Source organism: Dokdonia sp. Asnod2-E02 (assembly GCF_045063915.1).
GTDB lineage: Bacteria > Bacteroidota > Bacteroidia > Flavobacteriales > Flavobacteriaceae > Dokdonia.
Genome location: NZ_JBEFNX010000005.1, coordinates 1522898 through 1535758, shown reverse-complemented (window position 1 = coordinate 1535758; position 12861 = coordinate 1522898). Strand labels below are relative to the sequence as shown.

Annotated in this window: 13 protein-coding genes; 6 read left to right on the top strand and 7 right to left on the bottom strand. The window is 31.4% G+C overall.

Going from position 1 to position 12861, the window contains the following annotated elements:
* The first annotated feature begins 14 nt into the window (after positions 1-14).
* The 4 genes from ACJJVM_RS06895 (at position 15) to ACJJVM_RS06880 (ending at position 3910) form a co-directional block, all read left to right on the top strand.
* Entirely contained in the window at positions 15-1244 is a 1230-nt protein-coding gene (locus ACJJVM_RS06895; RefSeq protein WP_405211200.1) for a tyrosine-type recombinase/integrase, read from the top strand.
* Positions 1245-1285: 41 nt separating this feature from the next.
* Complete coding sequence (locus ACJJVM_RS06890; RefSeq protein WP_405211199.1) at positions 1286-1939, top strand: hypothetical protein; 654 nt, start codon at positions 1286-1288, stop codon at positions 1937-1939.
* Between the two features lie 113 nt (positions 1940-2052).
* Positions 2053-2913, top strand: a complete 861-nt coding sequence (locus ACJJVM_RS06885; RefSeq protein WP_405211198.1) for an AAA family ATPase — start codon at positions 2053-2055, stop codon at positions 2911-2913.
* Complete coding sequence (locus ACJJVM_RS06880; RefSeq protein WP_405211197.1) at positions 2894-3910, top strand: DUF3871 family protein; 1017 nt, start codon at positions 2894-2896, stop codon at positions 3908-3910. Before ACJJVM_RS06885 ends, ACJJVM_RS06880 begins: the two co-directional genes overlap by 20 nt.
* A gap of 158 nt (positions 3911-4068) precedes the next feature.
* Here the strand turns inward: ACJJVM_RS06880 and ACJJVM_RS06875 are convergent, their stop codons facing one another.
* From ACJJVM_RS06875 to ACJJVM_RS06850, 6 genes are all read right to left on the bottom strand, one after another.
* Positions 4069-4956, bottom strand: a complete 888-nt coding sequence (locus tag ACJJVM_RS06875) for an Abi family protein (RefSeq protein ID WP_405211196.1) — start codon at positions 4954-4956, stop codon at positions 4069-4071.
* Between the two features lie 100 nt (positions 4957-5056).
* Positions 5057-6208 (bottom strand): putative phage abortive infection protein, encoded by a 1152-nt coding sequence (locus tag ACJJVM_RS06870; RefSeq protein ID WP_405211195.1) that lies wholly within the window; start codon positions 6206-6208, stop codon positions 5057-5059.
* A gap of 4 nt (positions 6209-6212) precedes the next feature.
* Positions 6213-8891: a DEAD/DEAH box helicase gene (locus ACJJVM_RS06865; RefSeq protein WP_405211194.1), complete on the bottom strand. Its 2679-nt coding sequence runs from the start codon at positions 8889-8891 to the stop codon at positions 6213-6215.
* The gene (locus tag ACJJVM_RS06860) at positions 8882-9205 is read right to left on the bottom strand and encodes a hypothetical protein (RefSeq protein ID WP_405211193.1); all 324 of its coding nucleotides are present in this window, start codon (positions 9203-9205) and stop codon (positions 8882-8884) included. Before ACJJVM_RS06860 ends, ACJJVM_RS06865 begins: the two co-directional genes overlap by 10 nt.
* A gap of 1 nt (position 9206) precedes the next feature.
* A complete protein-coding gene (locus ACJJVM_RS06855; protein ID WP_405211192.1) occupies positions 9207-10835 on the bottom strand; it encodes a site-specific DNA-methyltransferase in 1629 nt (542 codons plus the stop codon).
* A gap of 15 nt (positions 10836-10850) precedes the next feature.
* Complete coding sequence (locus tag ACJJVM_RS06850) at positions 10851-11294, bottom strand: hypothetical protein (RefSeq protein ID WP_405211191.1); 444 nt, start codon at positions 11292-11294, stop codon at positions 10851-10853.
* A gap of 266 nt (positions 11295-11560) precedes the next feature.
* Between ACJJVM_RS06850 and ACJJVM_RS06845 the strand changes: the two genes are divergently transcribed.
* Positions 11561-11953 (top strand): hypothetical protein, encoded by a 393-nt coding sequence (locus ACJJVM_RS06845; protein WP_405211190.1) that lies wholly within the window; start codon positions 11561-11563, stop codon positions 11951-11953.
* A 76-nt stretch (positions 11954-12029) separates the two neighbouring features.
* Positions 12030-12470, top strand: a complete 441-nt coding sequence (locus tag ACJJVM_RS06840; RefSeq protein WP_405211189.1) for a RadC family protein — start codon at positions 12030-12032, stop codon at positions 12468-12470.
* Positions 12471-12545: 75 nt separating this feature from the next.
* Here ACJJVM_RS06840 and ACJJVM_RS06835 read toward each other — a convergent pair whose 3' ends face one another.
* A complete protein-coding gene (locus ACJJVM_RS06835) occupies positions 12546-12797 on the bottom strand; it encodes a helix-turn-helix domain-containing protein (protein WP_405211188.1) in 252 nt (83 codons plus the stop codon).
* Positions 12798-12861: the final 64 nt, after the last annotated feature.

Below are 12861 nucleotides of genomic sequence, written 5' to 3'. Positions count from 1 at the left end.
AAAATGATATAGATATGACTAGTGTGAAAATACTGCTTAGAAAAGCTACAAATAAAAAGTACAGACCCATTATAATGAGGGTTATAAAGAACAGAAAAACTAAAACAATTAATTTAGGTTTTGACTGCTTAGAAAAAGATTGGAATGATAAAAATCTAAAATTCAAAAAAAGTTATCCGAACTATAGACAGAGAAATCTTCTTCTCCTTAAATATCTTGAAAAAGCTGAAAAGATTATAGATGATTTTCATCAAGATGATGTTGATTTCACTCTAGACCAATTTGAAGAAAAATTTAGAGGAAGAGAGGTAGATACATACACAGTATCTGAATTTTGGCTAGAAAAAATAGCAGAACTCATAAGTGTTGGTAGGACTGGAAGAGCTAGAGCCTATAAAGGAACTTACTCATCCTTCTATAAATTTAATGACAATTCAGAAATCCTCTTCAAAGAGATAGATTTAAACTTACTAAACAAGTATGAAATATTTCTGAGAAGTAATGGTGGATCTGATGGAGGCATTGGTGTAAGGATGAGGGATATAAGAGCTTTATTCAATGAAGCTATTTCTAAGGGTATAGTAAAAGAAAAATATTACCCATTCAAAGCTTATAAAATCTCTAAGCTCAAGAGTCAAAACACCAAAATTGCCTTGTCAAGAGAGGAGTTTAGAAAAATTGAAGATGTAGATATTTCTGAGCATTTACACTTATATGATTCTAAGAACTACTTGATTTTCAGCTATTACACAGGTGGGATGAATTTTCACGATTTAATGAAACTCAAATGGAGTAATATTCAAGAGGAGAGAATCACTTATAAAAGATCCAAAACAAAAGGAAATTTTAGTATTCCTAAACTTGAACCTATTAGTAAGATTTTGGAACACTATAAGAATCAAGAAAGAACCTCAACTTATGTGTTCCCCATTTTACTATCAGATGATCTCACTCCTCCTCAAATAGAGAACAGAAAGGCGAAAACTCTAAAGAAATTCAATAAGCAACTTAAAGAATTAGCTTCTCTAGCCAAAATAAATAAGAAAGTCACAAGCTATACCATAAGGCACAGCTTTGCAACCAATCTCAAGTATGCTGGAGTTTCAACAGATATTATAAGTGAACTAATGGGGCATACTGATATTAAGGTTACACAGTCTTATCTTAAAGATTTTGGTAGCCAAATCACGGATAAGGCTGTTAGAAAACTATTAGAAGAACCTAGAGTAAGGTATGCTTCTTAACAATTAATGAGTTTTTAAATTTTTAAATTAAATTATTATTAATGAATTATTTAACAAAGCAAGAAGTTGTAGACTTACTTGAAGAAGAAACACAATTTATAGAAATACCAGTATTTAATCCTGAACTGGAACTATCAGAGAACTTAGAAACAGGAACAAAGTATTTTATTATTCCAATAGACTCTAATGAAATAGGACACTATGAAAACAGAAGGCTTATAGCCCCTGGGACAAAAATTATAAGCGGTATTAAGGATATGGAGTCCTTTGAATATTCTGAAATGATGAACTTAATTGTAGATTATGCTACAATGTTTGGAACTAGGCTTAATAGGTTTATGAAGTATAATCCTAAGTTTTTTACTTGCGATGAGCGTGTCTTTTTTGAAAGTCTGTTGATGAAATATAGATACTTTAAGTATAAGCCCTTCTTCCTCTCTTATGAAACTATCTTCCAAGAGATAGGTATTAAGAAAGATAGGGCGGTTTCTATAAGGAAGAAATTTGAGGCGATAGGTATTTTAGAATCTAGTCTGGTTACTTCTAAAATAAATAACAGACCTTCCCAAATCACCTATTACTCCTTACATCTAGAGAAGATCATAAAATTACTCCCTAATATTTTCAAAGATGAAGATGATGTTTTTGACATAAGAGGTGATATAGAGAAGTATTTAAAAGGTAAAAATATCTAAGTGATTTTTATCAATAAATTGAGTAAAGGAAATCCCCCAATACAAGAGAATAGTAGTTTTTAATACTCTTTTATTGGGGGATTTCCAATACCCGCAATTCTAAAAATATAGTTATGGAATTAAGAAAATCAGAAAGAAAAAGAGCCAAGATTAAAATGGCTCTTCAAGGGAGTAGTGGTTCAGGTAAATCTATGAGTGCATTGCTTATTGCAAAAGGATTATCAAATGATGATCTCTCAAAAGTGGCAGTTATAGACACTGAAAATGGCAGTAGTGATCTCTATGCTCATTTAGGTAGATACAATGTAATAAATATGGAACCTCCATATACACCAGAGAAATATATTGAGGCCATTGATATTTGCTTAAATGCTGGAATGGATGTAATCATCTTAGACAGCATTTCTCATTGCTGGGATGAGCTTATAGACTTTCACTCCAAACTGCCAGGAAATAGCTTTACAAACTGGAATAGGGTCACACCAAGACAGAAAGCATTTGTAAATAAAATTCTACAATCTCCTGTTCACTTTATAAGCACTATGAGAACTAAGCAAGATTATGTCCTCAACTTAAAAAATGGAAAGTATGTTCCTGAAAAAGTTGGGTTAAAGGCTATACAGAGAGATGGGGTTGAATATGAATTTACAATTGTATTTAACATTGATTCTAAACATTTTGCCACTGCAAGTAAGGATAGAACCAACCTTTTTGGGGATAAACCAGAATTTCAGATTACATCAGGAGTAGGTAAGCAAATAAAGGATTGGTGTGAGTCAGGAATTGACCTAGATATAATTAAGAAAAATATTAAGAATTGTACATCTCAAGATGAACTTAATGAAATCTATAGAAGTTGTATTTCTTACAAAGACATTCTCAATCAGCATTTTGTAGATCAACAACATCACATTAAAAATAGTCAAATCATTAACTCAAATAACTTTAGCAAGAATGGAACTACAACAAATTAAACAGACTAGTCCTTTACATCAGAAGAGAATATATAATCATAATTCTCCTCTTGATGTAATAGAGATTCCAAAGACAGTCATAGAAGCAAACCCATTTATAGAGGCTAATACCAAAAGTGTTAGCCTTTCTCATTTAAAAGAAGATTGTGTAATCCCTGTTTTTAGTAAAGACAATGAAATTACTATTAGTCATAGCCAATTTATTGAGACAGCTATAGAGGCATCTAGTAATGCTCTTGGAATAGATATTTCAAAGCCAGAAATAAGAATTAGCCATCAAATTAAAGGAAGAACACCAGATGCCTTACAGCTTACCACTTCAGAACTTCAAGATCATCAGAAAACTATCTATTATGAGAGAATGGCTTGGATTGCTAAGATTCCATCTATTACAGCAGATGTGGGAGGAAATAGGCTAGAATTGACCATAGGAGGTGTAAGAGCCTATAATCAAGAAAATATTTACAGTAAAAAAAGCCCTGAGAAGTTCAAGTTTTTTATAGGGTTTCAGAATATGGTATGTTGTAATCTGTGTATATCAACAGATGGATATAGTAGTACTATAAAAGCTATGGGTACTCAAGACCTAAATTCCAATATCATTAACTTAGTTGAATCTTACAACGTAGATCAACAACTTACTTATATGACAAAACTGGACAAACAGAAAATGTCTGAAAAGCAATTTGCTACTCTCATAGGCAGATCAAAGCTATTTCAACATTTACCAAAAAAGGAGAAACAGCTTTTGCCTGAATTACTATTCACAGATAATCATTTCAACACAATAGCAAAAGACTTTTATGAAGATGAGAGTTTTTGTAGAAATGAAGCTGGTGATATTAGTTTATGGAAACTCTATAACTTGTTTACAGGAGCAAATAAAAGCTCTTACATTGACACATTCTTAGACAGGAATGAGAATGCCTTCACATTTTCTGAAGGTATCTCAAAGGCAATCAATGGTGATGGTAATTACTGTTGGTTTTTGAGTTGAATGATGCCCAATCTTTATTAGATTAAGGATTGGGTTATTTTAGATTTTACCCAATAAAAAAACCTAGAGCAAGTCTAGGTTTTAAGTTTTATTCTTTTTAAGTGCAGAAACTAAAGCATTATATGAATAGCAGTGCACTGGCGCAAATGTATAAAAACTTATTTATAATTTATCTTCTCATTAATAATAACTTTAATAGCGTCATTGTTAAAATTCATAGTAAACAGTTCATCAATGTCTTTAAGAAAATCATTTTTTCTATTTTCAGAGATGTGTTCTAGTAGATATGCAATAACTTTTATACAAGCATTAAGAGAACTCCTATCACTACCTACAAAATCTATACCAGGAACCACAGATAAACCTTTAGGAGTTTTAAAGTCATAAAGGACATCACCATGAGAACAAATATTTCTTATCAGAACTACTGTACTCATTAGATTTTCAAACTTATTAGGGTTTAAGAATCCTAAACTCTCTGAAACCCTCTTCTTAATATCTTCACTTCTTACGTTTTTAAATAAATTTAGTAAAACACCAAAAGTGAAAAACTCAAGTGTCTTCCACGCAGGAGCATAAGTATCTTCTGGGTTGTTTTGATGATGTTTTTTTAAAGTTTTATTGTTGTTTATGAACTCAGGATTATAAACTCTATTAAGCATGCTTGTTTTGTAAGGCGTACTATGAATAAAACTATTATTCACAATACTATCATCAGCAAACCAGGCAGGTGAATCTCTAAACTTATTTGATACATAATAGACAACTTTAGTTCTAAAATGAATCTCTATTCTATTTAAGTATCTTAACAAAATACTTCTTAAATCTACATCTAAATAGTATAAAGCTATGACATCAGATAATTTACTGCCTTTGACAAAATTGTGATCATCATCCATTTCAAAATGGTGCCAATAGAAGCCTAATCTATAATATCCTATATCTAGTAAAAATTCTTTTATTTTAGAATCTTCAAAATCAAGGTTCAGTCCTCTTTTTCTTAGAATCTCTATTTGATCTTTTATAATAGTTGCCTTATTACCCATTCAATTTTTTTATAAAACTATGTATTTCAGTCTCAGCTTTAGGATTTGATAGTATAACAGCTAATTCAAAATTTTATGACTGCTGTTATAATTATAAAATTCAATCTTCCCACTCAAACATATTATCATCCACACATTCATCAGAATTTCTATATGTTTTAAAGTGATTATAGGGATGCTCTACATATTTAACTCTATCAATAGGCAAATTATGAATCATTCTGTACCTAGTAAAAAATCCATAGCTCTTTGTTCCTAGTCTATCCCAGTTACTACCAAAGCCACAGATATAATTGTAGTATAACATTAATTGCTCAGAATTAGATAATTGGGCTCTTAAAACCCTTAAATATTGTCTTGCTTCTTTATAGGAAATTACACTATTATCAACCTGAAATGTCACATATTTCACAGTTTGAAATAAATGCCTATAATAATGTGCTAGTCTAGATTCATGACCTTGAAAAGGAACATACCTAGTTTTTATTTTTTGACTACCTCCTTGATATAAGTTGCTTTTATAGTCATCTTGTTCTAGTTTAAGAGTGTTTTTGACAATGTTTTGATGCTCTATTTCTATCATTTTAGAATCTGCAAAATCTGAATATACTCCCCAGAAAAATATAGAATAGGCAAAACTTAAAACATCTTCTTTTTGGTAGCCAAAATTATTTTCTTCCATTAAAATATTTAAGGAGCACTCAAAACAATATTTAAGTTCCTTTGCCATATCTACAAAACCCTTTTTTCCAGTAACTTCCCTCAAAATAATATTTGGGCTTTTTTTTTCTATACTTATATTTATTGTAGATGTGGGAGAATCTCCTAGTAAGTCAAAAAATGGAATGCTAAATTCACCAACATTTCCCCTGTGCAAATCAATCATCTTATAATATTGATTTTCAAATTTTTGAATCTGTAACGTTTGATTCTGAATCTTAAATTCTCTATTTGTTTGTTTTACTTCTTCATAATTTAATTCTAATTGTTCTTTTTGATTTTTTAAATCAATTCTCTGCATATATAGACTTATAATTATTCCAGCAAAAGCTAATCCAGAAAATACTGCATTAACTGCCCCAAACATGTCTCCTAAAGTTCCTCTTTCATTAGAGTCCATAAAGCCTAGAGAAACCATATTTATAAGCCAAAAAACAACAACTATAGATATTGACCACCCGATTATAGTTTTGATATTTTTGTATTCTTCTATATCAGAACTCTTTTTGTTCACAATTTGCTCTTTTGACATTCTCTTATAAATTTTTAACAACCCCAATTATACTCTCAGCAGTAAAACAATCTTCCACTTTCTTAGTTTGAAAAACCATAAAGTAACTATAAGCTCTACCTGCTTCTTTATCCCAAGCTTTACCTAATCTATTCTTATCTCTACTATCATCATTATCTCTATCATCCCCCTTAGTTTCTAAAAGAATAATATTGTCATTTTTAGTATAGATAATAAAATCAGGATAGTGATTGTTTTTAAAGCCATTTAAGAAGAAACCTTTTCCTCTGTCAAGATTTCTGTGCCAGAATAACACATTAGGAAGAGCTTGAATATTAGTAATCATATCCCTCTCAAAATTATTCATACTGCCCTCTCCTTCATAAAGAGACTTAGCAATGGGAGTGCTAGGTCTTAATGGTGTAATACTCTCAGGGAAAGTAAATCTATTGTCCACAAAGATCTGTTGACTAGCAAGACCTTCTTTAAATTTTACTCTAGAATAATCATTAGTAAGCTGTTTAATCTTATCCTTAATTTTCTGAGAATATGAGAAGTCATTAGTTATGACCTCTCTTACTTGTTCAGAATCTAAATCTTCAAAAATCCTAGAGACATATTTTTGTAAATCTTGATGAGGTATAGGGTACATATCCCCAAGTCTAGATATTACGTGATTTGTAACATCCTTTATCTGTGAATCTTTAGGCTTAGCCAAGATATTATCAAGTAAAATACTTTTAGTCCTACCACTTATCTTATCTACTACTATAGACTTGTTATCTGAACTAAAATCTAGTTTTCTAATCTCAGCAGAGATCTCATTAAATGGTATTGTAGAATCTTGGCTAGTAAGATTAAAATTCTTGTCTATCAATTCTACAGGAGAGAGTAGCTTATCATAAGAGGCAGCTTCTTCAAACAATATATTTTCTGGTGCTTGATTGTGATCTTGTTTGATAAAAAACTGTGGAAGTTTTAGTTTAGAATGAATATCCTTAAACTTATCTACCACTTGAAATGTCTTTGGTTTCTTTCCCATTACTTGAGTAAATAGTGCTGTATCATCATCTACAGTTGTTTTTTGAACTTCCATTTCAAAAGCCTGCCCTTCTGTTTCAGCTTTTTGAGTAATATGGGTAACTATTTCAGGTTGATTTACTTGGATTGAAGCTAGAGTTACTTCTTCTGTAGGGTCAAAATCAATGTCACTTATTTCAAAATCATCATCACTCTTTGGTACATCAGGAGAGGAATCACCAAAAAGGTCTTCTTGCAACACCTCATTATCTGTCTTTTCTGCTTCTGGAGCTTCTTCAGCATAATAGTCATCCCTTGAGAAGCCTGATTCTTGCAAACCTTTTACTATGTTGTCTAGTGTATCATTGAATTTTGCAGATGCAGTAAGTACAAATGATAAATTGAGGAGAGGGTTTTTGTGTTTAGTCACATAAGGTTGGCGCAATACCCTCCCTAGAATCTGTTCTACCTCTACAGGACTTGATTTATCTGCCAGAGAAGCAAGTATATAAGCATTAGGGCAATCCCAACCTTCTTTGAGAGCATTTACAGTGATAATGTACCTAATTGGGCAATTCTTAGATGATAAATCTATTCCTTTAAGTTCATCAGTACCACTTACTTTTATAGCAATTTGCTCTTCTGGTATTTTTAGCTTTACTAGCTTGTCTTTGATGTTCTGAAAAGTTGTATTGTTTTTACCTTTAATATTACTTTGAGCCTGAAAGAGTATAATAGGTCTTATATACCTCCCTGTTTCCCCTTCTTCTGCTACAGCGTGTAATTCTAGTTGTCTTTGTAAGTGTAATGCACTACTTATTACTTCTTCCTTTCTGTTATGATTATAAACTACCACAGGCAGTTTTACCATATTCTCTTTCTTTAACTCAATAGCATTTACAAAACTGATGATATTACTATTGCTTTTAGGAGTAGCAGTAAGGTCTAAAACAAGAGAGGGGTTGAGATTGTTAAGCATTTCAACACTTAAATCACTTTCAGCATTATGACTTTCATCTACAATAACTACAGGGTTAAGGCTTCTAATGACATTGATTAGTGCAGTATCATCAGTATCTGGCAGTATGAGATTTTTATCTATTATGCTTTCGCGAAAGCTTTCTAACCTTCCATTATCCTGATATACTTTCCTGTCATCTTTCTTTCTACTATTAATCCTAAGGCTACTAAAATTAAAAACGAAAATATTAAGCTGTTCTGTGACAGAGGAAGGATTGAAATTTGCCCCCTGTAAGAGACTATCCTTATCATAAACTTCTACTCTACCATTAAAAAGGGTGTTGAGTTTATCTCTGTAGGGGTGACTAGGATTATCGAGGTTACCATAAGTTTGTTGTAGGAGATTAGACCAAGGCACTAGCCAAACAACAGCTTTAGCATTACCATTGGCAAGATGTTTATTTATAGTATGAAGTGCATTACAAGCTATAAATGTTTTGCCTCCAGCAGTAGGTACTTTGATAGCAATATGAGTAGCTCCAGGGATATTATCCTTATAGGGTTTCATTCCTGAGAAAGTACCATCCAGTTGTGGAGAATAAGGACCTATCTTATCTGACCAATATTGATTAAAGGCATTATCTGGTGTTTTATTATTTCTTAAATATTCAAGAAATAATTCAAGGTCTTTTATGACTTTTTGTTGATAGGGTTTTAATTCCATTTATACATTTTTTGATCTAAGACACCCTGCTCTTTATGAATAACATATCCCAAACCTGTCCCCATAAGAAACCCTAAGATGATAAATAATTCATTGTATTTCGTAGACTTTGAAAATTTTCCTTTCCCTTGGTCAGTCATACTTTCATATTGCATAGAACCAATGGTATATCTCTTATTTTCTCTAACTCTAAAATAACTTACTTCTTGTGTAAGATAACCAATGGTAAGACCAAAGAAAGCCCCTATTATAATACTTCTGGCTACTCTTTCCCTTATATCTTTTACTGTGAATAATCTTGCAATTCTTCCCATATTAAAATCTACTTATGTCTCTTGGTATTTTCTTGAAAATGATATGGTATTTCTCTAGTATCTTTTTGTCAAGTAAACAGTTATCTGCATAAATTATATATTGACTTGCTTTTGTTTTAATCTTTCTCAAATATTCTAAATCTAGGGTGGTAATCTTTTCCTTGATGTAATAAAAATAGTAAGCTGTATCTTCTTTAGTTCCTAGTAAATGCTCTTCTTCTTGTTTTAGATATAAACCTTTAGTTTCAGAATACCAGACATACTCTAATATCTTATTAATGTCAACTTCTTCATTAAGGTTGTTATTTGAATCAAACAGAGATTTGCCTAATTCATAATAAGAGAAATCTCCCCCTGTGCCTTCTACTTCTTTTGGCTCTTTCCCATAGCCATTAATAACTTTCTTTACTCTTTCAGCAGTAATTTTATTAGCATAATCTTCCATTTCAATAAGAATGAATTTTCTGTTGCCATTATCCTCTTTATTGAGATTAAGAACTGCGTGGGCTGTTGTTCCTGAGCCTGCAAAAGAATCTAAAATAATATCATCTTTATTTGATCCTATTGTTAAAATTTGTCTAATCAACATTTCAGGTTTTGGAAAGTCAAAAGTAGATTTACCAAGAAGATCTGTAAGTTCTCTAGTTCCTTTTATAGAATGGTAATTTTTGCTATCCCAAGTTGTTTTAGCCGTTTGAGAAAGCTTTCTTTCTTTTTGAAAAATTCTAGTTGAACCATCCTTACCAAGTTTTGCAACAAGATCTTTATTTTGATTTGTAGATTTTTCTTTACCCCATCTCCAAACACTCTCTAACCCATCAATTGTACTAGCATAGACCTCTGACCATCCTTCAATAAAGTTAGTGCTAACTTTGAATAAGCCATTGCTATCAGGAGTTTTATGATTTACATAAAACGGGTATCTCAAGTTAGGACGGTTAGTAGAGTTAAAAGATTTTACATTTCTATTTCTCAACCCCTTTAAATTGAAACCGCCATCTTTATCATCATAATCATAAGATTTACCTTCAATAGTAATTTCATTTAATTTTAACTCAGAACTGTTTTTACTGAATACGAGAATATATTCGTGTGTTTTGGCAAAGTAACCATATCTTCTACCTTCTGGTTTTACAATGACTGTTATTGTTGCCACATAGTTTGAATCTCCAAAAATTTCAGAGCATAATTGCCTTAAATTAGTGATTTCATTTTCATCTATTGACATAAAAATCGCACCCTTATTAGATAGTAGTTTATGAAGTAATTTTATTCTAGGGTACATCATACACAACCACTTGTCGTGCCTGCTTAAATCTTCAAATTCTTTACCAACAACCTCACCAAGCCATTTTTTAAATCTTGGATGAGTTAAATTATCATTATACTTCCATTCCTCATTTCCAGTATTATATGGTGGATCTATATAAATACAATCTACTTTGCCCTCATATTCTGGCAGTAAACTTTTAAGAGCTTCTAAGTTATCTCCGTGTATAATTTTGTTATCACTTTTACCATTTGTTTTCTTGCCATTTGCATAGGTGTATTGATGTTCCAATACTTTGTAAGGCACATCTTGATGATGGTTTACTACTTTGTCTTTTCCTATCCAGTTTAGTGTGGGCATAAGGTCAATATTATTTTAGTTGAATAAGCTCGTTAATGCGTAAATAAAAATATAGTAAAGTAATACAACGATAAAAAGACAACCTAAACCATTTATAATATTCTTAATAGTTTCCTTGTCAGCCTTTCTTTGTTTTTTTTTCTTTATTTGTTTTATTTCCTCAGCACTTTTACCCTTATATTCTCCAGTTCTATCAAGATTAGCATTATATATTATTCTGGTTCTTTTTTGATCAGAAGATTCATTTTGTCCATAGGTTCTTTTAGAGTCTTTCCTTCTAAACAAAAAGAAACTCACACCAATGGTAAATAGTTGAAGTATCATTAAGCCTGGCTTATGTATCATAGCAAAGCTAAATAATATGCAGAATATCAATGCAATAAGCCCAAATTTCGAATTTATTCTACAAGCGATAAAAATGACTATGGCAATGCCAATTTGATATTGAAGTACTTCCACTTAAATGAAAAAATATTATTAAGAGACTAATTTACCTATTAGTACCACTCAAAAAAAATTTAAAATTTTTTTGACTAATTCAATAGTGCATTTTTACCCCACCTCAGGAATCACCCCCACCAAGTCTTAGGGAAAGGGGAATCCCCGCACCCAATTATGAGAACTACTTTTTTTATCAGGAGAAATAATACAAGATGATAGCTGTATCTCTTTCCTAATGTTAATGACAATCTCATTTAAAATTATTAACTCAAAAACATATAACAATGGTAACTATTATTAACTACAAAAAACACATTACAAAAGATGGAAGAGACTTCTTAGTACTTATTGTACAAGGAGGAATTGAGATGGTACAATCCAAAAAAACTGGAAACTACTATGCTACTATTAGACAAGCAAATGTGCCATCTACTTTTGATGAGCTCACTTGCAAATCCTTAGTGGGTACAGAGCTTTCTGGAATGGTTGAAAAGGTTGAGACAGACCCTTATGAATACACCATCAAAGAAACAGGAGAAGTTATAGAGCTTTCTCATAGATGGCAGTATAATCCTAATGAGCCAAAACCTAAAGTAGAGAAAAGTACTTCTACAATAGATGACTTTATAATACCACAGAGGCAAGAGAAATTCTCTATGAATGGGGTAGAGCACTAAAAAAGGGGGATATCCAGTTCTTGCAGTCAGTTTTATAAACTGCTGTGGGGATTGGATATTATTAATATTTAGAATTATGAAAAATACAATAGAAGAAATTAAAGTTTCATATACTTCCAATAGTTCTGTAAAACCAAAGATAAGTTCTAGTGAAGATGCTTATAATTTGTTTTTATCCTGTTGGTCAAAATACACAATTGAACTTCAAGAAGAATTCAAAATTTTACTACTCAATAGAGCAAATAAAGTAATGGGAATCTACTCTTGTTCTAAAGGAGGAAGTTCTAGCACTACTGTAGATGTAAAACTCATCTTTGCTGTTATCTTAAAAAGTACAGCATCCTCTGTTATTTTAGCACACAATCATCCTAGTGGCTCTTTAATAGCAAGTCAAGCAGATAAAAATCTTACAAAGAAAATCAGAGATGCTGGAAAACTACTTGATATTGAGGTATTAGATCACCTCATTGTTACCAAAGCTGGATTTATGAGTTTTTTAGATAAAGGGTTAATGTAGAGATGTGAAAATAAGCCCAAAAAAGCGTAAATAATTAAATTAAGAATTATTAAGTATTGTATTAATAGCCTTTATCTAAGATTGGCTTTTAAGATCTATCTTAACAATATCACACAAATCTACTTTAAGAGACTCAGCTATTTTGTGAAGGGTGTATAGAGTAGGGTTAGTATTTCCAGCTTCTAATCTACTGAAATTAGATTTCTCAATATTACAAGCACCAGCAATGTCTTGTTGAGGAATATTTCTATCTTCCCTCAACTCTCTGATTCTTTTTCCCACAGCTATTTGGAGAAGTTTCTTGTCTGAGATTGCTTTTTTACTCACACAACAAAGTTGTCATATAGTACAACTCAGATGGTTATCATAAATGGTAAAAACTTATTTTTGA

Coding starts and splice junctions, on each gene's coding strand:
- ACJJVM_RS06895 (WP_405211200.1), top strand. CDS start 15: ATGACTAGTGTGAAAATACTGCTTAGAAAAGCTACAAATAAAAAGTAC.
- ACJJVM_RS06890 (WP_405211199.1), top strand. CDS start 1,286: ATGAATTATTTAACAAAGCAAGAAGTTGTAGACTTACTTGAAGAAGAA.
- ACJJVM_RS06885 (WP_405211198.1), top strand. CDS start 2,053: ATGGAATTAAGAAAATCAGAAAGAAAAAGAGCCAAGATTAAAATGGCT.
- ACJJVM_RS06880 (WP_405211197.1), top strand. CDS start 2,894: ATGGAACTACAACAAATTAAACAGACTAGTCCTTTACATCAGAAGAGA.
- ACJJVM_RS06875 (WP_405211196.1), bottom strand. CDS start 4,956: ATGGGTAATAAGGCAACTATTATAAAAGATCAAATAGAGATTCTAAGA.
- ACJJVM_RS06870 (WP_405211195.1), bottom strand. CDS start 6,208: ATGTCAAAAGAGCAAATTGTGAACAAAAAGAGTTCTGATATAGAAGAA.
- ACJJVM_RS06865 (WP_405211194.1), bottom strand. CDS start 8,891: ATGGAATTAAAACCCTATCAACAAAAAGTCATAAAAGACCTTGAATTA.
- ACJJVM_RS06860 (WP_405211193.1), bottom strand. CDS start 9,205: ATGGGAAGAATTGCAAGATTATTCACAGTAAAAGATATAAGGGAAAGA.
- ACJJVM_RS06855 (WP_405211192.1), bottom strand. CDS start 10,835: ATGCCCACACTAAACTGGATAGGAAAAGACAAAGTAGTAAACCATCAT.
- ACJJVM_RS06845 (WP_405211190.1), top strand. CDS start 11,561: ATGGTAACTATTATTAACTACAAAAAACACATTACAAAAGATGGAAGA.
- ACJJVM_RS06840 (WP_405211189.1), top strand. CDS start 12,030: ATGAAAAATACAATAGAAGAAATTAAAGTTTCATATACTTCCAATAGT.